At 46.6% G+C, this 23946-nt stretch carries 28 protein-coding genes; 7 read left to right on the forward strand and 21 right to left on the reverse strand.

From position 1 onward, the window contains the following. Window positions 1-16 precede the first annotated feature (16 nt). Window positions 17-1654: a chaperonin GroEL gene (groL, locus tag Q7P68_RS11380; protein ID WP_304225805.1), complete on the forward strand. Its 1638-nt coding sequence runs from the start codon at window positions 17-19 to the stop codon at window positions 1652-1654. Window positions 1655-1786: 132 nt separating this feature from the next. Further along, a complete protein-coding gene (locus tag Q7P68_RS11385) occupies window positions 1787-2350 on the forward strand; it encodes a DNA-deoxyinosine glycosylase (RefSeq protein ID WP_304225758.1) in 564 nt (187 codons plus the stop codon). Between the two features lie 154 nt (window positions 2351-2504). Here the strand turns inward: Q7P68_RS11385 and Q7P68_RS11390 are convergent, their stop codons facing one another. After that, complete coding sequence (locus Q7P68_RS11390; protein WP_304225760.1) at window positions 2505-3716, reverse strand: adenosine deaminase family protein; 1212 nt, start codon at window positions 3714-3716, stop codon at window positions 2505-2507. Between the two features lie 198 nt (window positions 3717-3914). Between Q7P68_RS11390 and Q7P68_RS11395 the strand changes: the two genes are divergently transcribed. From Q7P68_RS11395 to Q7P68_RS11415, 5 genes are all read left to right on the forward strand, one after another. Next, complete coding sequence (locus tag Q7P68_RS11395) at window positions 3915-6419, forward strand: tetratricopeptide repeat protein (protein WP_304225762.1); 2505 nt, start codon at window positions 3915-3917, stop codon at window positions 6417-6419. Window positions 6420-6502: 83 nt separating this feature from the next. Beyond that, window positions 6503-6673 carry a hypothetical protein gene (locus Q7P68_RS11400; RefSeq protein WP_304225764.1) on the forward strand — a complete coding sequence of 57 codons (171 nt, stop codon included), beginning with the start codon at window positions 6503-6505 and terminating at the stop codon, window positions 6671-6673. A 1-nt stretch (window position 6674) separates the two neighbouring features. Then, window positions 6675-7745 carry a peptide chain release factor 1 gene (prfA, locus tag Q7P68_RS11405; protein ID WP_304225765.1) on the forward strand — a complete coding sequence of 357 codons (1071 nt, stop codon included), beginning with the start codon at window positions 6675-6677 and terminating at the stop codon, window positions 7743-7745. Further along, on the forward strand, window positions 7742-8614 hold the full coding sequence (gene prmC / locus Q7P68_RS11410; protein WP_304225767.1) for a peptide chain release factor N(5)-glutamine methyltransferase: 873 nt from the start codon (window positions 7742-7744) through the stop codon (window positions 8612-8614). Before prfA ends, prmC begins: the two co-directional genes overlap by 4 nt. After that, complete coding sequence (locus tag Q7P68_RS11415; protein ID WP_304225769.1) at window positions 8611-10644, forward strand: RelA/SpoT family protein; 2034 nt, start codon at window positions 8611-8613, stop codon at window positions 10642-10644. Before prmC ends, Q7P68_RS11415 begins: the two co-directional genes overlap by 4 nt. Here Q7P68_RS11415 and Q7P68_RS11420 read toward each other — a convergent pair. The 20 genes from Q7P68_RS11420 to Q7P68_RS11515 form a co-directional block, all read right to left on the reverse strand. Further along, window positions 10634-11275, reverse strand: a complete 642-nt coding sequence (locus tag Q7P68_RS11420; protein ID WP_304225770.1) for a CBS and ACT domain-containing protein — start codon at window positions 11273-11275, stop codon at window positions 10634-10636. The two genes, Q7P68_RS11415 and Q7P68_RS11420, sit on opposite strands and share 11 nt — an antisense overlap. A gap of 19 nt (window positions 11276-11294) precedes the next feature. After that, the gene (locus tag Q7P68_RS11425; protein WP_304225773.1) at window positions 11295-12008 is read right to left on the reverse strand and encodes an ABC transporter ATP-binding protein; all 714 of its coding nucleotides are present in this window, start codon (window positions 12006-12008) and stop codon (window positions 11295-11297) included. Between the two features lies 1 nt (window position 12009). Then, window positions 12010-12810 carry an ABC transporter ATP-binding protein gene (locus Q7P68_RS11430; RefSeq protein ID WP_304225775.1) on the reverse strand — a complete coding sequence of 267 codons (801 nt, stop codon included), beginning with the start codon at window positions 12808-12810 and terminating at the stop codon, window positions 12010-12012. Further along, window positions 12807-14099, reverse strand: coding sequence for an ABC transporter permease subunit (locus tag Q7P68_RS11435; RefSeq protein WP_304225777.1), 1293 nt, complete (start codon window positions 14097-14099; stop codon window positions 12807-12809). The genes Q7P68_RS11430 and Q7P68_RS11435 overlap by 4 nt, the downstream gene beginning before the upstream one ends. 3 nt (window positions 14100-14102) lie before the next feature. Then, window positions 14103-15005 carry a branched-chain amino acid ABC transporter permease gene (locus Q7P68_RS11440; protein WP_304225779.1) on the reverse strand — a complete coding sequence of 301 codons (903 nt, stop codon included), beginning with the start codon at window positions 15003-15005 and terminating at the stop codon, window positions 14103-14105. 83 nt (window positions 15006-15088) lie between these two features. Beyond that, the gene (locus tag Q7P68_RS11445) at window positions 15089-16210 is read right to left on the reverse strand and encodes a branched-chain amino acid ABC transporter substrate-binding protein (protein WP_304225781.1); all 1122 of its coding nucleotides are present in this window, start codon (window positions 16208-16210) and stop codon (window positions 15089-15091) included. A 406-nt stretch (window positions 16211-16616) separates the two neighbouring features. Then, on the reverse strand, window positions 16617-17102 hold the full coding sequence (rplQ, locus tag Q7P68_RS11450) for a 50S ribosomal protein L17 (protein ID WP_304225783.1): 486 nt from the start codon (window positions 17100-17102) through the stop codon (window positions 16617-16619). After that, window positions 17092-18147 (reverse strand): DNA-directed RNA polymerase subunit alpha, encoded by a 1056-nt coding sequence (locus tag Q7P68_RS11455; protein WP_304225784.1) that lies wholly within the window; start codon window positions 18145-18147, stop codon window positions 17092-17094. Before Q7P68_RS11455 ends, rplQ begins: the two co-directional genes overlap by 11 nt. Window positions 18148-18156: 9 nt before the next feature. Further along, window positions 18157-18792 (reverse strand): 30S ribosomal protein S4, encoded by a 636-nt coding sequence (gene rpsD / locus Q7P68_RS11460; protein WP_304225786.1) that lies wholly within the window; start codon window positions 18790-18792, stop codon window positions 18157-18159. A 17-nt stretch (window positions 18793-18809) separates the two neighbouring features. After that, on the reverse strand, window positions 18810-19190 hold the full coding sequence (gene rpsK / locus Q7P68_RS11465; RefSeq protein ID WP_013967884.1) for a 30S ribosomal protein S11: 381 nt from the start codon (window positions 19188-19190) through the stop codon (window positions 18810-18812). Window positions 19191-19207: 17 nt separating this feature from the next. Continuing rightward, window positions 19208-19573 (reverse strand): 30S ribosomal protein S13, encoded by a 366-nt coding sequence (rpsM, locus tag Q7P68_RS11470; protein ID WP_304225789.1) that lies wholly within the window; start codon window positions 19571-19573, stop codon window positions 19208-19210. 14 nt (window positions 19574-19587) lie between these two features. Next, the gene (gene rpmJ, locus Q7P68_RS11475; protein WP_013967882.1) at window positions 19588-19701 is read right to left on the reverse strand and encodes a 50S ribosomal protein L36; all 114 of its coding nucleotides are present in this window, start codon (window positions 19699-19701) and stop codon (window positions 19588-19590) included. A gap of 139 nt (window positions 19702-19840) precedes the next feature. Beyond that, entirely contained in the window at window positions 19841-21160 is a 1320-nt protein-coding gene (secY, locus tag Q7P68_RS11480) for a preprotein translocase subunit SecY (RefSeq protein WP_304225791.1), read from the reverse strand. A gap of 23 nt (window positions 21161-21183) precedes the next feature. Beyond that, window positions 21184-21636 carry a 50S ribosomal protein L15 gene (gene rplO, locus Q7P68_RS11485; RefSeq protein ID WP_304225793.1) on the reverse strand — a complete coding sequence of 151 codons (453 nt, stop codon included), beginning with the start codon at window positions 21634-21636 and terminating at the stop codon, window positions 21184-21186. After that, window positions 21637-21822, reverse strand: a complete 186-nt coding sequence (gene rpmD, locus Q7P68_RS11490) for a 50S ribosomal protein L30 (RefSeq protein ID WP_304225795.1) — start codon at window positions 21820-21822, stop codon at window positions 21637-21639. A gap of 4 nt (window positions 21823-21826) precedes the next feature. After that, complete coding sequence (gene rpsE, locus Q7P68_RS11495; RefSeq protein ID WP_304225797.1) at window positions 21827-22354, reverse strand: 30S ribosomal protein S5; 528 nt, start codon at window positions 22352-22354, stop codon at window positions 21827-21829. A gap of 8 nt (window positions 22355-22362) precedes the next feature. Then, window positions 22363-22725, reverse strand: coding sequence for a 50S ribosomal protein L18 (gene rplR, locus Q7P68_RS11500; RefSeq protein ID WP_304225798.1), 363 nt, complete (start codon window positions 22723-22725; stop codon window positions 22363-22365). An 11-nt stretch (window positions 22726-22736) separates the two neighbouring features. Then, window positions 22737-23276 carry a 50S ribosomal protein L6 gene (gene rplF / locus Q7P68_RS11505; protein WP_304225800.1) on the reverse strand — a complete coding sequence of 180 codons (540 nt, stop codon included), beginning with the start codon at window positions 23274-23276 and terminating at the stop codon, window positions 22737-22739. A 10-nt stretch (window positions 23277-23286) separates the two neighbouring features. After that, complete coding sequence (gene rpsH / locus Q7P68_RS11510) at window positions 23287-23685, reverse strand: 30S ribosomal protein S8 (RefSeq protein ID WP_304225802.1); 399 nt, start codon at window positions 23683-23685, stop codon at window positions 23287-23289. A 14-nt stretch (window positions 23686-23699) separates the two neighbouring features. Next, on the reverse strand, window positions 23700-23885 hold the full coding sequence (locus Q7P68_RS11515; protein WP_304225804.1) for a type Z 30S ribosomal protein S14: 186 nt from the start codon (window positions 23883-23885) through the stop codon (window positions 23700-23702). Window positions 23886-23946: the final 61 nt, after the last annotated feature.

The raw sequence follows: 23946 nt of genomic DNA on the forward strand, positions 1-23946 counted from the left end.
AGAGGAGAACGAAAATATGGCGAAACAGTTGATGTTCAACGAAGAAGCCCGCCGCAAGCTGCTCTCTGGTGTTGAGCAGATTTCCAAGGCTGTAAAAGTTACCCTTGGACCCAAGGGCCGCAATGTGCTCCTGGACAAAAAGTTTGGTGCTCCCACGGTAACCAAAGATGGTGTTTCTGTGGCTAAGGAAGTTGAGCTGGCAGACCCCTACGAGAACATGGGTGCCCAGCTCCTTAAAGAAGTAGCCACCAAGACCAATGACGTGGCCGGTGACGGAACCACCACCGCAACCGTTCTTGCCTATTCTCTGGTAAAGGAAGGGCTCAAGGCTGTCGCAGCCGGCATGACCCCCATTGAACTTAAGCGGGGTATCGACAAGGCTGTTGAAATTGCTGTTGAAGAAATTAAGAAAAACGCGAAAGAAATTAAGGACAAGGAAGAAATTTCCCACGTCGCATCCGTTTCCGCAAACAATGACAGCGAAATCGGTAACACCATTGCTGACGCCATGGAAAAGGTTGGTAAGGACGGAGTTATCACCGTTGAAGAATCCAAAACCATGGATACCACCATTGAGTTTGTGGAAGGTATGCAGTTTGATCGGGGCTATATCTCCGCGTACTTTGTAACCGATCGGGACACCATGACCAGCGTCTATGACGATGCCTATATCCTTATCCATGACAAGAAAATCTCTTCCATGAAGGACATGCTGCCCCTCCTGGAGAAAGTAGCCCAGAGCGGCAAGCCCCTCCTCATCATTGCTGAAGATGTGGACGGCGAAGCCCTTTCCACCCTGGTGGTGAACAGCCTGCGGGGCACCCTGAAGGCCTGCGCCGTTAAGGCTCCTGGCTTTGGCGATCGCCGCAAAGCCATGCTGGAAGACATCGCTATTCTTACCGGCGGTGAGGTTATCTCCGAAGAGCTGGGGCTTAAGCTCGAAAACACTGATATTTCCCAGCTTGGCCGCGCCAAGACCGTTAAGGTTGATAAGGACAATACCACTATTATCAATGGCGCTGGCAAACAGAAGGACATCCAGGACCGGATTGCCCAGATCAAGGCCCAGATTGAAGAAACCACTTCCGACTATGATCGGGAGAAACTCCAGGAACGACTGGCCAAGCTCGCCGGCGGTGTGGCGGTCATCAATGTTGGCGCCGCTACCGAAGTGGAACTCAAGGAAAAGAAACATCGGGTGGAAGACGCCCTTTCCGCTACCCGGGCAGCTATCGAAGAAGGTATTGTCCCCGGTGGAGGTGTTGCCCTGATCCAGGCTGCTCTGGCTCTCGAAAAGGCTGATATTTCCAAGCTCACCGACGATGAAAGGGTTGGCTTTAAGATTGTGAAGCGGGCCCTGGAAGAACCGATCCGGCAGATCGCTGAAAACGCCGGTCTGGATGGCGCGGTTATCGCCGACAAGGCAAAGAATGAAAAGAAGGGTATTGGATTTGATGCAGCTAAGATGGAATGGGTAGACATGGTAAAGGCCGGTATTATCGACCCCGCCAAGGTTACCCGCTCCGCGCTGCAGAACGCCGCTTCTATCGCGAGCCTGCTCCTCACCACTGAATGCGCTATTACCGACATTCCTGAGAAGAAAGAGCCCGCTATGCCCGCTGGCGGCATGGGCGGCATGGGGATGGACTACTAATAAAGTTGCTTCGCAACTTCGTTTTAGCAGTTTGCGCCACGCGCAAACTGCAGACCATTGCACAACTTCGTTATCGTCCGTTCTGGTCCCAAAAGGCAGCCTCCGGGCTGCTTTTTTTATTATAATAAGACTATGCCGCTGCATGGATTTGCGCCTGTTGTTTTTCAAGATTCCCAATTCCTCGTCCTCGGCTCTTTTCCAAGCGAAGCAAGTTTAGCAGAGGGTTTTTATTACGGCCACGAACGCAACCACTTTTGGCCCCTCTTAGCCATTATTGCAGGGACATCGGTTCCCCGCTCTATTGATGAAAAAAAGAAGCTCCTCGAAAAAAGCCATATTGCCCTCTGGGATATGGTTGCCTCCTGTGAACGGAAGGGGAGCTTGGACCAAAATATCAGGGAAAGCGAACTTAACAATATAGGCTTGCTCTTGGAATCGCACCATTCTATTAGCCGGATACTATTAAATGGAAGACGGGCTACGGAACTTTTTTTTAGGCACCTTATCCGCAAAGGAGGCCTTCTTCCCGACATCGGTTCAATGTGGGAGTGGGACGGCTTGGGAGCAAAACCGGTCTTAGTGTTTCCACTTCCCTCTACAAGCCCAGTCCCCAGCAGGCAGTACCGGCACCTGGCAGACAAACTGCCGTTCTGGGAGCAGGCGCTGCAAGGGGGTGAATCGTTTAAGAGGGGGTAGCCCGCAACGGAGGAAGGCGATCCGTCTTTGTAACAGCGGGGCTCCGCGGCTGAGCGGAGACCCGCTATACGGTGATGATAAGGCGGCTTCTGGAGTGCGGGCGAGGGGGAGACTTCCCCCCTTGAAAAGAGACTTAACCTAGGACAAGCAGCAGCTATTCGCGGATACCGAATTTTTCAGCGATACGGTCATAGTAATTAAGAACCGAGCGGACCCAGACGCGTTTTTGGGGATAGGAATGGTAATAAAAGGAACGTTTAAAGCCATAGGCGATGATGTTTTTGAGGTCGTGGGCCGTGATGGGAAAGTTATCCAGGGCGAGGCGGTATTCTTTGCAGATGCTGGTGTTGGAGACGAGGCGGTTATCGGTGCAGAGGGTGACTGAAAGCTTTTGTTCTAACATGCGGCTAAAAGAATGCTGTTCGAGTTGTTTTAGGTCAGGGGTGGTTTGCATGTTGCTGGTGAGGCAGACTTCCACGGTGATGCGGCGGTTTGCGATATAGTTTACCAGTTCCCGCACATAGGTTTCCGGGTCCTGTTCATGGGGAGCGCGGATTAGGTCGGTATCAAAGAGGTGGAGGCCATGGCCGATTCGGTCCGCCTGGAGTTTTGTGACGGCCTGGAAAATACTTTCGGGGCCAAAGGCTTCTCCAGCGTGGACTGTTTTATGGAGAAAACCTTTCTCGACCAGTTCATAGCTTGCCTGGTGGTCGCTGGCTGGGTAGCCGTATTCTGCTCCTGCCAGGTCAAAGCCGACGATTTGTATTGATGAACGGGATCGGAGCTGTACCGCTGCCTTTGCCAGTTCGAGGCTTGCCCCGCTGATGATTTCTGTTTGGCTAGAGAACTCGTGCATACGGCTGTAGTCCCGGTAATAGGGAGAAAAATCCTTGGTAAAAAACCGCATTGCACAGACGATAATGCCGTAGTCATATTCCGGTTCTTCTTGAGGTCTAGTTCGGTTGAGTTCGTCCCGGGCATCCCGCAGGCCCTGATCTACCGCCTCCATGACATCCCAAAAACTGAGAGTTTCTGACATGAGGAGCTGAGGTGCAAAACGGACCTCTATATAACGGACACCTTCGGCAGCATTGTCCTTAAAAAGCTCATAGGAGACCCGGTAAAGGGCTTCACGGCTACGAAGCACCGCGGTCGTATAGGCAAAACCCGCCAGGTACTCCTCGAGGTTGCGGTAGGAGTCCTTAAAGACCTGTTTCCGCAGCTCCGCCTCATCCATGGCGGGTAGTTCAACGTCCGCCTGTTTTGCCAGGTCTATCAGGGTATTGATGCGGAGACTGCCGTCCAGATGGACATGGAGATCCGTCTTGGGAATTGCATGGATAAACTCGTCAGAAAAGTACTGCATGACCCATCCTTGTGTGACTTCTAAAAACTTCAGTTTTTAGAAGTCTACTAATAATCATCGCAAATCCTAAAAGGATTTGCTAGGGCATCTCTAAAAACTAACAAAGTTTTTAGAGATGCCAATAATAGACTTTTGGGCGTTTTTGCGATACAAAGATGGTATATGTGGCAATTTCTGAAAAATCTACCTTTATTGCGTTTGTTCAGCAAACCGCAGATAGACACCGAAGAGCTCAAAGAAGAACGATGGGTGGCAGATTTTTCAAAACCCCATAAGGCCCGTTTTGTGCCCGACTCTGGTCCTACCTACGAAGGTACTCTGAGCAAGGCAGGACTTTCACTTACCCTTAAAAAGGGTTTTCAGCTTGCCTGGGTGGAGGATCCGCTGTTCCGCTATGCAGATCTAGTGCTTGAGGCGAAACTAAGCCTGCATGCTGGCGGCGGATATGGGGCTACAGGGTTACAGTTCCGCAGAACCGATGATTCTACCTATTATTCATTCCTCATCTCCACTAAGGGATACTACCGCTTTGATGTGCTTTTTAACGGTACCACGATGCCCCTCATCGGCTGGACCGAAATACCGGAGACCATAACTGCTACAGGACAGGGCGAAAAAACGGAAACTTCCTATTCGGTCCGAATCATTGCTTTAAGCGATAAATTTACTTTTATTATCAACGACAAATGGGCAGGGGAGATTACAGACGATACGATACCTGCGGGCAAGCTTGCATTTACAGTGGTTTCCTATGAGTCATCAGGGCCGTCTCTTACCGGACAGCTCCATTCACTTGTGGTGGATTCTCGGACCATAGAAGTGGAAGCGGTACATCTGCGATGGAACCGCTTTATTAAAGTGGATCCGCAGGCCCGATTCAGACTGGCCGAAACCTTTTTGGCCATGAACCAGCCCCTTTCTGCTCTGGTACAAATTAAGCGGATATGGAAAACCGCCGGCGCCCCCCGCAGTCAGGAAGAACTCCTCTTTGCAGCCCGCTGCGCCCTCCAGCTTTCTCTGTATAGTGAAGCGGAAGAGTATTTGAACCACTGTCTTGAATCGGACATAGAGTCCGTTGCGGGGCGCAGCGCCCTTGTAGAAAAGGCTAAGCTCCTGTACCTCCAAAGCCGGTATGCGGATCTGGAAGAACATGCCCGAACTGCTTTGGAGTTTTTTCCCCAGGACTCCATTTTGCATACTTTGCTCGGACATGCATACATGAATCTGGGAAGACCTGATTTAGCAGGTCAGTCTTATGACCAGGGGCTAGAATATGATAGAGAAAATGGACTCATTGCTCAAAATGCGGGCAGTGCCTACGAAAAAATGGGTGATCATAATAAGGCCTTGGAAAGATACCTCAGGGCGGGAAGTATTTTTCTGAATACCGAAAATTACAACGATTTATCCTTGGTAATTCCCCGTCTGCTGGAACTAGGGGGCACAGACCCCCGGGTTCACAGCCTGGCAGGTAAATTCTATTTTGCTCTCGAAGACTTTCCCAAGGCAGAACAGGAACTTGAGCTTGCCGATCCGAAAGATGACTCGGCGGATCCCGCGGTTCCCTACCTAAAAGCCTTGCTCTACATACGACGGGGGAAACGAAGAGAAGCAATGCCCCTGCTCCAGCGGGCCGTTCAACTTGCCCCCGATTCAGCATTATTCCATTTCAGGCTCGCCGAGAATATCTTTTTATTACAGTCCACAAGGGATGAAAAAGTGCTGAGGGATCATTTAAAAAAAGCTTTGGAACTTGACCCGGAGAATGGCTGGACACTCAATCTTGCAGCCCAGGTTGAATTGCGGGACCGGCACCTTGAAGCGGCCGAGCAATATCTGCAAAAGGCGCAGGCTATTCTCCCTGAAGCACCAGAGGTGAGGATTAACCAGGCAGAACTGGCATATCTCAAAGGCAATATTGAACAGGCTTTGGTCTTGCTTCAAGACACAAGTATTGAAGATACTGAAGGACTCCTTGCCCATGAAGCGGGCTCCATTTTAGCCCGCACAGGCCGTTTAGAAGAAGCAAAGCCATATTTCGAGAATGCACTACGTAAGAAAAACGACCGTATCGACTTTATCATTGACTATGCAAACTGCCTTATAGATCTCGGTCTATACGGCGAAGCTGATGAGATCCTCGGCAAGGCCTATGAATTAGAAGACAACGAAGCGGTACTCAAAATGATTGGGTATGTGGCTTATAAAAAGGGGGAATTCCCCCGTGCTGAAGGATCCTATAGGCTTGCACTGGAAAAACAGCCACAAAATCCCAAACTACTCTCTGCCCTCGCATGGGTTTACATAACCATGGCTCGATGGAACAGTGCTGAAGACTGTATTACTGCGTTGGAACAACTCGTTCCATCGGACTCAAAAGATTACAGCGGGGTCCGTGAATTGCGGGAACGGCTTTTACTGGGAACGACTCGGGTTGTAAAGTGCGCGGGCTGCGATCGGTCCTGGCGTGTCCCCATAGATCCGCCTGCGGCGCCTCCGCTTCGGCTTGTGGCTGAACCTCCAGATGAGTTGCCTGCCGGAACCTGTGTACAGTGCGGAAAAACCTACTGTATAGGCTGCGCTAAGGGCTCACTCGATTCAACGGGCCGCTTTGTCTGTCCGACCTGCAATGAACGGCTTAAATTATATGACGAGGGCCTTAAAAAAATTCTAGCAGACTGGGCATCGGGCAATACAAATTGATGAGCGCCCTTTACAAACCGGGCTTTTCCGTCTGTGAATTGCCGCTCCATTGCGAAAGTTTTGCAAAAATGATATTCTGAACCATGCAAGTTGAGATAAATCCCCGCGGGAATGGTGCCTGCCCGCTCTGTGAACAAAATGGCCAATGTCGTTTTCAAAAAACCTTGGTAGAAGCCATGGGCCCCTTTCAGGATAAAAATATGCCCATGGAACTGGTAATCTACTCCTGTCCTTTTTTTAAGGAGAAAATGTAAGTTGAACGAACGGTTAGCTTCCTTATTAAAAAGATTCAGTGAACTCGATACCCTCGTCCAGGATCCGGCTCTGAGCAAGGATCAAAAACGGTACCGGGAAGTGATGCGCGAACATGCCCAGCTTTCTGAGGTTGTCGCGGCTCACCGAGAATGTGAAAACTTAGAATCCCAAATTGCAGAAACGCAAAGCCTCATTCAAAATGAAAAAGATCCAGAAATGAAGGAGCTTGCGAAGGAAGAGCTAAAGGAACTGGAGACAAAACTCCAGGAGGCTCAAGACAGGCTTAAATTCCTCCTTATTCCCAAGGATCCTCTGGATGAGAAAAACATCATAATGGAAATTCGCGGAGGCGCGGGCGGAGACGAAGCTGCCCTTTTTGCAGCCGACCTCTTCCGTATGTACTCCCGATACGCGGAAACCAAGGGCTGGAAAATCGAAGTCATGAGCATGAATGAGACCGAACTTGGGGGTCTTAAAGAAATAATATTTTCTATTTCGGGGAAAAATGTATACGAGAATCTGCGGTATGAGTCGGGGGTACACCGGGTACAGCGGGTTCCTGCTACTGAGGCTTCTGGCCGGATTCATACATCTACAGTGACGGTAGCGGTTCTACCCGAAGCGGAAGAGACCGAAATTGATATTAAGCAGGAAGATCTCCGCATCGATGTCATGCGGGCCGGCGGTCCCGGTGGTCAGTGCGTTAATACAACCGATTCCGCGGTTCGTATAACCCATATCCCAAGCGGTATTGTGGTCCACTGCCAGGACGAAAAAAGCCAGATAAAGAACAAGGCCAAGGCCATGCGGATACTCCGGGCAAGGCTCTATGAAATGGAAGAGCAAAAAGCCCAGGCAGAGCGGGCAGAGGCCAGAAAAAGCCAGGTTGGCACCGGAGACCGCTCTGAGCGAATCAGGACCTACAATTTCCCCCAGAATAGGCTTACGGATCACCGCATCAACCTGACGCTCTATAAGCTGGACCTTATCATGCAAGGAGATGTTCAGGAACTTTTTGATGCCCTCAAGCTCTCGGCCCGCGAAGAGCTGCTTAAGGCTACTGCATCATGAATGTCGGGGCTTTACGGGCTGCGGGGGCACAACTACTCCGGCAGCACGGCGTAGAAAGCCCCGAACTGGATGCAAGTCTCCTCTTAGCCTTTCTTCTTAAAAAAGACAGGACCTGGCTCATACTGAACCATAATGTTAACTGTGATGCATCTATCGAAGAACACTATAAGTCGCTTTTAGAACGGCGGGCAGATGGTGAAAGCGTTGCGTACATTACCGGCATAAAAGAATTTATGGGGTTAACCTATACTGTCAGTCCCGCAGTACTCGTCCCCAGGCCGGATACAGAAATTCTTGTGGAACAAGCTCTGCAATGGCTTTCTTCCCGCAGCTTTGACAGTCCACCTCGTGTACTCGATGTCTGTAGTGGATCAGGCTGCATCGGGATTACCCTCGCCTATTACGTGCCGAACATTGAACTAAGCCTTTCGGATATATCTTCCGAAGCACTTTCCATAAGCCAAACAAATGCTTTAAAACTCCTCGGACCAGAAGGGGCTCAAAAAGTCCGGTATGTCCAATCGGATATGCTCACTGCTTTCCTTTCGGCAACCAAAAGTTTCGATCTTATTGTTTCAAACCCACCATACATTCCGGAAGACCGCATTCCAGGACTTGCGAAGGAAGTACAAAAGGAGCCATATATAGCCCTTTCTGGAGGGGAAGAAGGTCTTGACCTCATCCGCAGACTCATTCCTGAAGCTGCGATGCTGCTCAATTCAGGGGGCGCGCTTTTTATTGAATCCGATCCAGACCAGATACTTTCTATTCAAGAACTCTTGAAAAACAATGATTTTCATGCCATAGAGTCCTATCCGGACTTATCTGGTACCCTGCGATGTACCAAGGGAATGAGGCCCTCGCCATGAATAATCGTATCGACGAACTGAAAGAAAAAATAAAAATCTATGATCCTGCGGATCAGGCACGCATCCTTTCTGCCCTGGAATGGGCTAAGAGCCTGCATGAGGATCAAAAACGGGCCTCTGGCGAACCATACTTTGTCCATCCCTTAGGAGTTGCCTCTATCCTGGTTAACCTTAATCTAGACGGAGATACCATTGTTGCAGCCCTTCTCCATGATGTGTTAGAAGACACGGCCACTACGGCGGAACATATCGAAGAACGCTTCGGGAAGGATGTCCGTAAGCTTGTCGAAGGGGTTACCAAAATCGCCGATATTCATGCAAAGAACAAAACCATCCAAGAAGCAGAAAACATCCGCAAAATGCTTTTTGCCATGGTCCAGGATATCCGGGTCATATTGATAAAATTAGCGGACAAACTCCACAACATGCGTACATTGGAATACCTGCCCCCTGATAGGAGAAAGGCCAATGCCCAGGACTGCCTGGATATTTACGCCCCTCTGGCTGATCGGCTTGGTATTTCATGGATTAAGGATGAACTGGAAGATCTTTCTCTAAAGCACCTTAACCGCGACGCCTATGACCAGATAAAAGGGATCGTAGCGCTTAAAAAACAGGATAGGGAGAACTTTTTAACAAGAATACAGGATGCAATACTCGCAGAAACAAAAAAATTAAATATCAATGTAACCGTCATGGCCCGGGCGAAACATTTCTACTCGATATACCAAAAAATGCGCAAGCGCAACAAGGGGCCCGAAGAACTCTTTGATCTTTTTGGCATCCGAATACTCTGCGACACCGTCGATGACTGTTACACCCTCCTTGGCACGGTCCATCATCTATGGAAACCTATCGAAGGTCGTTTCAAAGACTATATAGCCATGCCAAAGTCCAACGGATACCAGAGCCTCCATACAACCGTTATGAGCTTCGACGGAAAATTGCTTGAGATTCAAATAAGAACAAAAGAGATGCACCAAATAGCCGAATACGGTGTTGCCAGCCATTGGCTCTATAAAAAAGGTACTACCGCTGAAATCATAAAACCTCAAGATTTATCCATTGTAAACCGGCTTAAGGACTGGAATTCTCCAGATATGACAACCTTCCTGGATGATATAAAGCAGGAATTGCTCAAGGATTCTATTTTTGTCTTCACTCCCCAGGGCAAGGTAATTGAACTACCCGCTGGGTCCACCCCTATCGATTTTGCTTACCACATTCATTCTGCAATTGGAGATCACTGCGCCGGGGCAAAAGCGGATGGGACCATTATCCCCCTTACAGCGGAACTTAAAAACACCCAGGTTGTGGAAATTCTAACAACCCAAAACGCCCATCCTCATGTCAATTGGCTCAGGGCAGTCAAAACAGCGAAAGCCCGGAGTAAAATTCGAGCGTGGCTGCAGCAGAACGACGAGACGCTGATAATTGAAAAAAATATAGTCGCCCGTAAAAAAAGCACTCCAACGACTGGCACTCAGTCTCCCCATCCTGGGCAAGCCGCCCAGCCAGCAATTACCAGCGGGCAAAAATTCGAGAATGCTATCCAGACGGTTATCCAAAATCAAAACTTGCCGAAGGGGATACTGCAGGTAAAAGTAGAAGATGAACGGAATATGATGATTCGCTTTGCGCAATGCTGCAAACCAGTCACCGGGGACCCTATCATCGGTTACGTTTCACGCGGTCGGGGTATTATAGTCCACCGCAGTACCTGTAAAAACATTCACTTTATACCCGATTTCGAAGAGCGCAAAATCGAAGTTGAATGGGAAAAGGCAAACTCTCAGCTGGTAAAACGCTTTAAAATAGAAGCCCGTAAGGCAAATGATTTATTTTCGGCAATAGAAGGGGCAGTGCGAAAACACCAAGGGCATTTACTAGAAGGAAGAATAGAAGAAACGAGCCAGGAACATTTTACAGGTTTTTTTACATTACAATTAGAGCACCGCGAAGATTTAAAGCAGGTTATCAAAAGCCTTAAAAATGTCCCCGCGGTGCTCCATATTCAGGTTATTGCCTGATATCTACAATTCGTTCGACCAAAGGAGTAATAGCATTTACAAGGCTCGTGCTATCTACCCCTTCGACCTTAAGGGTACAGTATGAATTGGTGGGATCCTCTCCTTCAAAGGTTGCAAGAGAAATAATATTTCCTCCGATTTTCGCTATGGCGCCTGCTACATCCGCCAATTCACCCTTCCGTTCCGGAAGCAGCACCGTGAGCCGAACACCGCTATGCCTAGCTCCAAACAGTTCAATAAAAAGCTTAAAGAGATCCGACTCGGTTATAATACCGACCAGAATATTACTGCGCATTACCGGGAGGCCCGAAATATTGTTATCCGCCATGATACGCGCTGCTTCTTCTATTGGCAGATCTTCACTGACCGTCAAAACATTTTTAGTCATTACCGCTTCGACCTTAAGTTTTGAAAGCAGATAGTGAAGCTCATACATATCTAGAGAGGTGGCGGGAGAAGGAGAAGCATGGATCAAATCAGAACTGGTAACGATTCCTACCAATTTGCCCTGCTTATCGAGTACAGGAAGCCTTCTAATTTTTTCACGTCGCATAATGGCCTGTGCATCAGGGACCGATACATCCGGCGTTACCGTCACCGGATTCTTCGTCATTCGTTGTCCAACATTCATTGCAATCCTCCTCTCTTTATTATAATCCTAAATACGCTTTTCGCACCTCTTCGTTCGATAAAAGATTTTCTGCCGTATCTGCAAGTTTGATTTTACCGTTCTGTAGTACATAGCCCTTGTGCGCAATTTTTAAAGCCATATTAGCATTTTGCTCAACTAAAAAAATCGTTGTTTTTCGTTCATTGTTAATTTTTTTAATTATTTCAAAAATATGCTGCACTATAAGAGGTGCGAGCCCTAAGGAAGGCTCATCGAGCAAGAGGATCCTCGGCTGCGCCATGAGGGCCCGCGAGATGGCAAGCATTTGCTGTTCTCCGCCGCTTAAAGTTCCCCCAGCCTGGTTACGGCGTTCTGCGAGCCGCGGAAATAGTTCAAAAACTTCTTCCATATCCTGTTTAATTTTTTCTTTGTCGGTTCTTAAAAAGGCTCCCATATCAAGGTTTTCAGAAACCGTCAGCTGAGGGAATATACGCCGTCCTTCTGGAACCTGGGAAACCCCCATTTCGACAATTTTATGGGGGCTCATTCTGGTTATATTTTTTCCATCAAGATAAATCTCTCCGGTCCTCACCGGCGTTATTCCACAGATACTCATCAGGGTTGTGGTTTTTCCTGCGCCGTTGGCGCCAATGAGAGTTACAATCTCCCCTTCTTCCACAGAAATAGAGATATCATGCAAGGCCTGTATATTCCCATAAAAAGTACTGATATTCCGTATTTCCATTACTGCCATACTATTCTCCTAAATAGGCCTTAATCACTTCAGGATTGCTCTTTATTTCCTGCGGCGTGCCCTCGGCAATGAGCCGGCCATAATCGAGCACATAAATACGTTCAGAGACGTTCATAACAAGGCTCATATCGTGTTCAATCAGCAATATGGTAACTTTTTCTTGTTCACGGATAATGTTAATCGTTTCTTCAAGCTCTTTTGTCTCCTGGGGATTCATCCCTGCCACAGGCTCATCGAGAAGCAGCAAGAAAGGATTAGTAGCAAGGGCCCTGGCTATTTCCAAACGCCTCTGGGCGCCATAAGGAAGGTTGCAGGCCATTTCATTCACATACATTTCTAGATGCAGTTTTTTAAGTATTTCATAACTTTCTTCTATAACCCGCTGTTCCTCTTCCTTTGTCCTTGGATCACGAACTATGGCATTTAGGATACCCGCTTTTAAACTGTTATGACGGCCGATCATAACATTTTCCAGAACGCTCATGTTGTTAAAGAGGCGAATATTCTGGAACGTACGGGCTAAACCCAATTGATTTATAACATTGGGTTTTTGTCCTTGTATTTTCTTTAAGCCCTCTCCAGAAGCTGTTCCATTCCGTGCTATAGCAATGGTACCCTCCGTTGGAGTATAGACACCGGTAATACAGTTAAATATGGTAGTTTTGCCCGCACCGTTGGGACCTATCAGGGCTGCAATTTCACCCTTTTTAATATACATAGACACAGAATCGATGGCCCGTAATCCGCCAAACACCATAGAGAGGTCTTCTATCACCAGTATTGCGTTTCCATCAATGTTCATTTTCCAGCTCCCAAGGATGCTTTATTGTCCGGCTTTCCTGCAAAAGTGTACTGTTTTCTGTGTCTCGGCAATAATCCGTCAGACTTGAATATGATAACTAAGATCATCGCCACACCATAAATCAGCATACGGTACTGGGCCAGGGGTCTAAAATATTCAGGCAGTAATTTCAAGAGCATAGCACCCCCTATTGCTCCGGGAATAGAACCGGTACCGCCAATAACAATAGCCATAAGAATCATTATAGATTCCCAGAGAGTAAAGCTGTCCGGGTTGATGTAGGTAGTTTGGGCTGCAAGCACCACTCCTGCAATACCGGCAAAAAAAGCTCCCAATGCAAAGGTGATGAGTTTATTACGAACCAAGTCAATTCCCATGGCCTGACAAGCAATTTCATCTTCCCGCATAGCTTCCAACGCACGGCCAACCCTGGAGTCTTCGATTCTGCGTACGACAAAAATAGTAAAGAACACCAGAACTACTACGATATAATAGATATATACCGCAGCTTCACGGGGAGAGAGTTTCATTCCAAAAAACCATGGCCGTGGTATAAGGCTAATACCCGTGGCTCCGCCGGTAATCTGGCCAGAGTTCTGGAGCACCATTCGGACTATTTCTCCAAAGGCTAATGTGATAATTGCAAGATAGTCTCCGCGAAGACGAAGCACCGGGAGACTCAGCAAAATGCCGAATACTGTGGCAATAAGGCCAGCTGACGGAAGGGCAATCCAAAAAAGCCAGCCCGTATCAATGCCTGCGCTGACAAAGAAGGGTCCTATGTACTTCCACAAAAAGCCGTAAGTATAGGCCCCGACTGCAAAGAACGCTGCATACCCAAGATTGAGCAAGCCCCCAAGACCAACTACTATATTGAGACCTAAAGCCAGAATCACATAGATAAAGGCGGTAATCATTACATTGGTATGATACATACCAAACAAAAAGGGATATAAACCTACAAAACCGCCTAACACTAAAAGAGTGCCAAATTTTATGGCTTTATTTTCTAGATAGCCCTGAACTTTGCTTTGAATTTTATAACTCAGCGTTTCTTGAATATTCTTATCTGCACGATGCTCGTTCCAATGCAAAGCCCTTTTCCAAAAAAAGGAGAGGACAAAGGCACCGATGGCAATAACGGGAACCAGGTTCCATCGGAATTGTATTAAAGCCTTTCCTCCGGTTACATTCACTTTCATGACCATGAGCGGAAAAAGCAAAACTAAAAACCAGACCGCATTCCCCAAGGCTTTTATAAGTTCAACAAAAATTGAGCGTAGTTTCATGCTTTACACCTTCTGTTTTTGGTTTTTTCCGAGTATGCCATCGGGCTTTAACACCAAAATTAAAATCAGTATAACAAAGGCAAACGCATCTTCATAATCACTGGAGATGTATCCCGTTCCCAAACTTTCAGTCCATCCGAGAATAAAACTTCCCAGAACCGCACCAGGAATACTGCCAATTCCTCCGAGGACAGCTGCAACAAAAGCCTTAATACCAGCAACAAACCCAATGTAGTAATTGATTTGTCCCATATATGAGCAAATGAGAACACCGCCAATTGCAGCGAGGGATGATCCAATGATAAAGGTGATAGAAATGACCTGGTTAATATTTACACCAACGAGCTGGGCCATGTCTTTATCTTGAGCAGTAGCACGCATGGCTTTGCCAATACGGGTAAACTTAATAAGCACGGTTAAAAATACCATGATAACCGCGGTTATTATCAAAATGATAAACTGGGTAGAATTTATATATTGCCTAAAGGGCTGCAGGAATGCAATTTCTGGTAAATACGAAGGATAGGAGAGGTATTTTTCAGTTTGAGCCAGAAGCACAAAGTTTTGCAAAATCATAGAAATACCGATAGCACTAATCAGCGCAGAAAGCCGGGGCTTATTCCGCAAAGGCCTGTATGCAATCCGTTCAATGGTAAAACCAAAAGCCGCAGAAAATAACACAGCCAGCGCAACAGATAATAAGAGCACCATCCATACAGGCATCCCGATGGTATAAAAGTAACCGCCAAAAATTAATGCGGTAAAACCGCCAATCATATATACTTCACCATGGGCAAAATTGATGAGCTGGATTATCCCATACACCATGGTATACCCAAGAGCAATCAGCGCATAGATTGACCCTTTTGCGGTACCGCTTAAAAAAAGCTTAAGAAAATAGTCCATACAGAGATCCTTCAGAATGCCGTTAAAAAATGAGCCGTTCCGGCTAAAGAGCCAGAACGGCTTAAATATCTATTACAAGTACATTACTTCAGTTCTACGTATTTTCCATTTTGAACCTGGAACACGGAGAAACCGAAACCGATAACATCGCCCTTCTGATCAAAGCTGATTTTTCCGAGGGGAGTTTCCACATATTCAGAACGAAGTGCAGCGCTCACCTTTTCATAATCAGTGGTGCCAGCCTTAGCAATTGCATTGGTGATTGCAAGGGTAGCAGCATAGGCATTCAGGAAGAAAGCGCCGGGCTCTTCCCCAAATTTTTTCTTGTGTTCTTCCACAGCAGCAATTGCAAGTGGATTGGCAGAAGTATCCATGGGGCCAGTAGCATACACACCCTCAGCATATTTGCCAGCAACTTCGATAAAGGTATTATCTTTTACACCGTCATCGGAAATAAAGGGAATATTCATTCCCTTATCCTTCATCTGCTGAACAAGCTTAGAAGCTTCTGGATGATAACCACCCCATACAACACCATCAACATTGGCATTGCCAATTTTATTAACAACAGCAGAGTAATCGGGAGCACCAGGATTTACACCTTCAAACAGAGCAACAGTCACACCTTGCTCTTCAGCAAACTGTTTTACCAATTCAGCAAAGCCCTTTCCATAGTCGCCCTTATCATGAAGGACTGCAATAGTCTTAAGCTTTAAAGTCTGTGCAAGGAAGTTTGCTGCAAGTTTTGCCTGAGCATCATCCGGAGCAATGGTGCGGAAAAAATTTGGATATTCGCCACTCTGTGTAAGAGGCGGATTGGTTGCAGAGGGAGAAATAGTGATTACTTTTGAATCTTTATAAATACCAAGAGCAGATTTGGTTGCACCAGAGCAAATATGGCCGATAACAGCCACCACATTGTTGCTTACCAACTTGGAAGCAGCATTGGTAGCAAGTTCTGGCTTGCACTGATCATCTTCAATAACAAGCTCGATCATGCGGCCATTAATCCCCCCCTTTGCATTCAGCGCTTCAGCCACAAGTTTCGCAGCATTAACTGAAGGCAAACCATAGGAAGCCAGATCACCGGAATGAGCGCCGGCAACACCAATTTTAATTGCGCTGGTATCTTTTTTCTGACAACCAGTCGCGACCAGAGCAATAGACGCGGCCAATACAGCAAAAATGACAAAACTACGTTTCATGCCATTAGTCCTCCTGCCTATTGTATACTCAATTTTTATACTACTTGTCTAGGGGATTTTGTATATTTTTTGCATATTTATTTAATTTCTTTATTTTTACTACACAAATATAAGTGATACTGTTGAGAATCAATTGAAATTGGCTCAACTTTAAATAAAAAAAGGGATGTCCTTAACATATAGGACATCCCTTTTCTTGCACGCAACATGTAGCCTTACACAGCCTTACCATGTTTAAGCGCAGCTTTACAGGTTTTGCAAATCTTTACCTTTGCGCCGTTCACGTCCTGTTCATACAGAACCTTAACATTGCTGCGCTTGCAAACCGGGCATACACCCCGTCCATGCGCAGGCAACTCTCTGATACCTTTACCTCTGTGAACCTTGGACATATGGGCTTCCTCCCTTATTTAGCTTCAGCCTTTTCGGTCTTAGATTTAGAAGCCTTCTTTGCTTCCTTAGTCTCTTTCTTTTCTTCTTTTTTGGCAGTTTCTTTTTTGGCTTTTTTATCAGCCTTTTCATCCTTTTCAGGAAGCTTATAATCTACCAGTTCAAGAATAACCATTTCGGCTGCGTCGCCTGACCGTTCACCTAATTTCATAATCCTGGTATATCCACCGGGACGATCTTTCATCCTGAGGGCAATATTGGTAAACAACTTGGTTACCATGTCCTCATCAAAAAGCCTGCGAGCAACCAACCGCCTGTTATGAACGGTATCTTCCTTCGCCCTTGTAATCAGTTTTTCAGCTGATCGCCGAATTTCAAGAGCCTTCGCTTTAGTGGTCGTAATCCGCTCGTATTTTAACAATGCGGTCACCATATTGCGATGAAGGGCTTTCCGATGAGCTGCGGTACGCTCCAGGCGATTAAAGCCAATCTTATGCTTCATCTTCTTCTTCCTTCTCAGCGGTTAATTTTACTGAATTTTTGAGAACACTATAATCGGTCATTCCAAGAGAAAGATTCCATTCCTTAAGTTTTTCTTTAATCTCTTGCAATGATTTTTTCCCAAAATTCCGAGTTTTAGCGATATCGTCTTCGGTTTTCCTTGTAAGTTCACCGATAGTACGGATGTTCGCATTTTTCAAACAATTTGATGAACGGACAGAAAGTTCAAGCTCTTCGACAGGGGTATTCAGAATCTGCCGAATGCGCTCATCACCCTCATCCAGCTCATCTTCGGAACCCAGGTTGTTCTCATCAAAATTGATAAATACAGATAAATGATCCTTTGCAATTTTAGCAGCCTCTGCAAGCGCATCATCAGGACGAATGGTTCCATCAGTCCAAACCTCAAGGATCAATTTATCGTAGTCACTACGCTGTCCAACCCGGGTTGGTTCTACAGAATATTTAACCTTTTTCACCGGAGAAAATATTGCGTCCATAGGAATAGTTCCTATGACTTCAATATATTTTTCATTCACCTCTGAAGGCACATACCCCCGGCCAAGGTCAACCTGGACTTCCAGTTCGATACGAGCATCATCCATCAGGGTCATTATATGCTGTCCCTGACTGAGCACCTCTAGCTGGCCCGGTCGGCTAAAATCATCACTCTTAATTTCGCACTGACCTTTCCATTCATAGAGCAGGGTATCCTGTTCTACATCTTCAGGCAGCTTGAGCCTCATCTGTTTAAGATTATTAATGACCTCAAGAGTATCTTCAACGATGTTCGGAATATTCTCGAACTCGCTGGATACTACATGGGGAACACCGTCCTTGTCATAGGAGGTAATCTTAACAGCGGTAATGGCATACCCCTGAATCGACGAAAGGAGAACCCTCCGCAAGGTATTACCCACAGTCGTACCAAAACCAGGCTCGAAGGGGGCCGCGATGAATTTGCCGTAATTCGGCTTTAGTTCACCGTGCTCAAAGGTGATGCCTTTCGGACGTTTAAATCCTTTAAGCAGATTCTTACGGGCCATTGGAACTCCTTATTTTGAGTATAATTCGACGATCATCTGTTCTTTGATATCAGCCAAATCGGTAATATCACTTCGCCGAGGAATAGCAAGGAAAGTTCCCTTCATAGCATCCGGATCGAGATGCAGCCAAGGCATAACACCTGCTTTCCCGAATTCTTTCAGAGCATCCTTGATAACGGTGAGTCCCTTGCTGGCTTCTTTAATCTCAATAACATCATTCGGTTTGACAAGATATGAAGGAATATTAACAATCTTGCCATTAACCATTACATGGCCATGTAGCACAATCTGCCGAGCCTGGGTACGACTCACCGCAAACCTAAGCCGATACACTACATTATCAAGACGACGCTCAAGAAGCATAAAGAGGTTTTCACCGGTAATACCAGGCATTCGCAAAGCACGATCAAAGAAGATACCGAACTGCTTTTCCTGCATACCGTATATTCTCTTGAGCTTCTGCTTTTCACGAAGCTGCATTCCATAATCGGAACGCTTTCCTACCCGACCTTTAGGATCCTTACCAGGGGCAGGGCGCTTTTTATTGATAGGGCATTTATCGCTTTTGCAGCGATCCCCTTTCAGAAATAATTTTTTCTGCTCAGTTCTGCAGAGACGACATACTGGTCCAGTATAACGAGCCATAGTTTCTTAACCCTCTCTTAGATACGCCGAGTCTTTCTGGGCCGGCAGCCATTATGGGGAATGGGGGTTACATCATTAATAGACTTCACTTTTATTCCCATAGTTCCAAGCTGACGAATAGCCGATTCACGGCCAATGCCAGGACCTTTCACGTACACATGCACTTCCCGTAAACCTACCTGCATCGCCTTCTGTGCAGCAGTTTCGGTCACAGTCTGAGCAGCGAAGGGGGTTGATTTCTTTGCACCACGGAATCCAAGACCACCGGAACTAGCCCAGGAAATTGCGTTCCCCATCATGTCCGTAATAGTAACAATGGTGTTATTGAAAGTTGCCTGTATATAGACATTCCCCTCGTATACTGATTTTTTCTCTTTTCTTTTCTTAGTATCAGCCACGATTCACAATCCTCCGCCTACTTCTTCTTTCCAGCGACGGTCTTCTTCTTACCCTTGCGGGTACGAGCATTAGTCCTTGTTCGCTGTCCACGGACAGGAAGCCCCTTCCGATGCCGAAGGCCGCGGTAACAACCAATGTCCATAAGCCGTTTAATATTGAGCGCAACCTCAGTACGAAGCCGGCCTTCCACCTTGTATTCATTTTCAATAAGCTGCCTGAGCTCATTGACTTCTTCCTGTGAAAGGTCATTCATTTTCCGGTTGGGATCGATCTTTGTCTTAGCACAAATCTCATCAGCACTGGGCCGCCCAATTCCATAAATATACGTTAGAGCAATGTTAACATGTTTGTTAGGGAGGTCAACTCCCGCGATACGTGCCATTGCGGTATACCTCCTTACCCTTGTTTCTGCTTGTGCTTAGGATTTTCACAGATTATCCGGACAATACCGTTCCGTTTAATCACTTTGCATTTATCGCAAATGGGCTTTACACTTGTTCGGACTTTCATCCTACTACTCCCTTTCTTGTTCAACTATCGAGTTTATGCTTCGTAGACCAGGGGGGTAGCATAAACTCGATTTGGATATTAAAGCGAATTTTTAAAGTTTCGCCTAGTCCTTGATCCACGTTTTAGCAGATAATATCTGCTATAGGTTCCGAGACCTTATATGACCTTTCTTTGCAATACCATCATGGTGATGCATTTTAAGAAGTGCATCAACTTGACTCATGGTATCAAGATCAACACCTACCAGAATCAACAACGAAGTACCGCCCATCAGATAACTAATGGAGGCGGGGAAGTTGAACAGCGTTTGTACAATGGTAGGCAGTATTGCAATTAACGCAAGATAGAGGGACCCAGGAAGAATAATCCTGTTCAGGATCGCCATGAGATATTCTTCTATCTTGTCAGTACGAATACCTGGTATGGAACCACCGTTTTCACGGATATTCTTTGCAATTTCTATTGGGTTTAGAGAAACCTGAGTATAGAAATAGGCAAAGAAAATAATTAACAGCGTGTATAAAATATTATACGCAACTCCATGGGGATTCAACCACCGGGAGAAATCTGCGAGCCATTTGACGTTAGCACCGATACCCGATGCGATTTGCAGCGGGAAGGTCAACAAAGAAGACGCAAAGATAACAGGAATAACACCGGAAGGATTAATTTTAAAAGGAATGTAGGTGTTCTGGGCACCGTACATTTTCCTTCCTACAACCCGCTTGGCGTAATTGACCGGAATCTTCCGCTGTCCTTGCTGTTCAAATACAACCAAGGCAACAACCGCCGCAAACATAACAAATACGACAATCACGAATACGGGGTTTAATTCCCTATTCTTCACTTTGGTCACCAGTTCCCAGACTGCCCGAGGCAGACGAGCCACGATACCGGCAAAAATTAACAAAGAAATACCGTTGCCAATACCCCGTTTCGTAATCTGCTCACCAATCCACATTAAGAACATGGTGCCAGTTGTAACGGTGACCATCGCAATAAATGTATAGGAAAGCCGTGAAATAGTTACCGCATTCGGAATCCGGTCTGCCCACACCGTAACAGCATAGGACTGGATAAGACAAATAACCACAGTACCAATACGTTGATAGCTCTGAATCTTTTTGCGACCACCTTCCTCTTCCGAAAGTTTTTTAAGACTTGGGAAGATTATAAGGAAGAGCTGCATAATGATCGACATAGAAATGTAGGGCATTATGCCGAGCATAAAGACAGAGAAATTAGTAAAGGCACCGCCGGCAAAGAAATCCAGGTAATCTATAATTGCATTGCCCGTGTTTTGCTGGGACAGAAAATATGCTTTTAATGCATTGACGTTGATGCCCGGAATCGGAAGTACCGCACCGAGGCGGAAAACGACGAGCATCAGCATCGTAAAGATCACCCGTTCCCGGAGCTCCTTGACCCTGAAGATACCGACTAAAGGATTAGCTGCCATAATACGTTCCCCGCCTCGTTGCCTTATTTTTGAGCCGAGACGACAACGGTGCCGCCAGCCTTCTCGATTTTTTCCTTAGCTGCGGCTGAAACCGCATCAACGGAAAAATTGAGCTTCTTGGTGAATTCCCCGTCGGAGAGAATCTTTATCAGTGCGGCATTTTTAACAAGCCCCTTTTCAATGAGAGAAACATTATCAACTGTTTCACCGTCATTGTAATGCTTCTGAATGTCACCAAGATTGATGACCTCATAGGACTTCTTAAAGGGATAATTCGAAAAGCCGCGCTGAGCCAAGCGCCGGTACAAGGGCATCTGACCGCCTTCGAAACCAACATAGGTCTTACCGCCAGACCGAGACTTTTGGCCTTTGTTTCCGCGCCCTGCGGTCGTACCTCGTCCAGATCCCTGGCCTCGGCCAACTATTCTTTTCTTTTTATTCGCACCTTCTGGCGCATGTAAATTAAAGTCGTGCATTTATTCGATCTCCTCAACAGACACCAGATGGGAAACCGCTTGAACCATTCCCATAATAGCAGGATTCACATCCTTTTCAGTGGTAGAGCCGATTTTTCTCAGCCCCAACGAGCGAATGGTTGCCCGCTGTGCGGGAAGCGTACCTATAGTGCTTCGTACAAGGCGAATACGTATCTTTTTTGCCATTGTCTTAACCCAATAGATCCTTAAGGGCCTTGCCCCGGTTCTTGGCGACAACCTTTGCATCCATTAACCGAGAGATGCACTTAAAGGTTGCCTTGAGAACATTGTATTGGTTACTCGCACCGATAGATTTGCTGAGCACATCGGTTACGCCACCAGCTTCCATAACAGCCCGGACTGGGCCACCGGCGATAATACCGGTACCGGAACAAGCAGGCTTTAAAAGAACGGTAGAGGCTTTAAAATCTGCCTGCACGTCATGGGGAATAGTCCCATTGCGAACGGGCAATTTGACCATATTCCGTTTTGCCTTTTCTATGCTTTTCCGAATTGCTTCAGAAACATCATTAGCCTTTCCGAATCCGTATCCGACATTACCTTTTCGGTCACCTACAACAGTAAGGGCGGAGAAGGAAAATCTCCGGCCGCCCTTTACGACCTTTGCAGTCCGATTAAGCTTTACCAGTTTTTCTACAAATTCTTTTTCCTGGTAATTCTTTTCCTTATCTTTATCTCTTTCCCGTGCGTGGTCCATGTAGCCCCCTAGAACTGGATCCCGGCTTTGCGGGCGCCATCGGCCATCGCTTTAACGAGGCCATGATACAGATATCCGTTCCTGTCGAAAACCACGGAGGTAATGTTCTTCTCAAGAAGCCTCTTACCCATGATTTCTCCGAGCTTTTCAGCTCCTTCGACATTCCGTTTAATATCCTTCAGGTCCTTTTCCAGTGTGGAAGCAGACGCGATAGTCTTACCCACCGTATCATCAATGACCTGAATATACAGAGAGCGATTGCTTCGGAATACACTCATCCGCGGCCGTTCAGCGGTTCCGCTGATGCGTTTACGGATGTGGAACTTCCTCTTAAGCCGCTTTCTATCTTTGTCAAGCATTTTACGTATCATATCATGCTACCCTATTTAACGCCGGATTTACCGACTTTCCTTCTGATGGTCTCATCTTCATAGCGAATTCCCTTGCCCTTATAGGGTTCAGGTAACCGCAGTTTTCGAATCTGAGCCGCAAACTCACCAACCCGCTGCTTATCAGCACCAGTAATAGTTACTTTGCCGTTCGCATCAGCGGTAACGGTAAGATCCTTGGGGATTGCAACAAACACATCGTTTGAATATCCAAGGTTCATTGCAAGGATATTGCCCTTAACCTCTGCCCGGAAACCTACACCGGTGATAATGAGAGACTTTGTAAATCCCGCAGATACACCGATAACCATATTGTTTAAAAGGTTTCGATAAAGCCCGTGAAAAGCACGGGTTTGTTTTTCATCGTTCTTTCTACCAACGACAATCTGGTCGCCTGAAGTTTCAAAGGTTACCACGGGATGGTACTGCTGGGTCAGCTTCCCCTTCGGTCCTTCCACAGTGATTGTGTCCGTTCCGATGGCAACTTTCACACCCTGGGGAATTTTAACCGGAATTTTTCCAATTCGCGACATAAGCTCCCTCTTACCAAACGGTACAAATTATTTCACCGCCGACTTTCTTTTCGACGGCTTTTTTTCCGGTTGTTACACCAATCGAAGTAGAAACGATTGTTGTACCAAATCCGTTGAACACCCGCGGCATATTTTTATAGCCCGTATAAACCCGACGTCCAGGTTTGGATATCTTTTCGATACCATGGATGACTGGGTTAGTTTCCTCATCATATTTCAAGAATATCCGGATAGTATTGGCTCCATCCTGATTAATTTTCTTGAAGTTCTTTATATATCCCTCGGTCTTTAAGATCTTGACGATCTCAAGCTTAAGCTTGGAGGTAGGGATATCGACTTTTTCGTGCCGAGCCATACCGGCATTCCGGATCTTGGTCAGCATATCCGCAATGGGATCAGAAACGCTCATTCTGTTCTCCTACCTTACCAACTCGATTTTGTGACGCCAGGAATAAGTCCTTCGCTCGCAAGTTTGCGGAAGCAAAGACGGCACATTTCAAATTTCCGCAGATAGCCCCGGGGGCGTCCGCAGATCCGACATCTGTTAACCTTTCTGGTCGAATAGTTCGGCGTTTTTATCGCCTTTAAAATCATAGCTTTTCTGGCCATAGGTCCCTCGCTTATTTGCTAAAAGGCGTACGGACCTTTGCGAGGAGAGCCTGAGCCTCCG

It is taken from the genome of Gracilinema caldarium (assembly GCF_029265695.1).
GTDB classification, from domain to species: Bacteria; Spirochaetota; Spirochaetia; order Treponematales; family Breznakiellaceae; genus Gracilinema; species Gracilinema caldarium_A.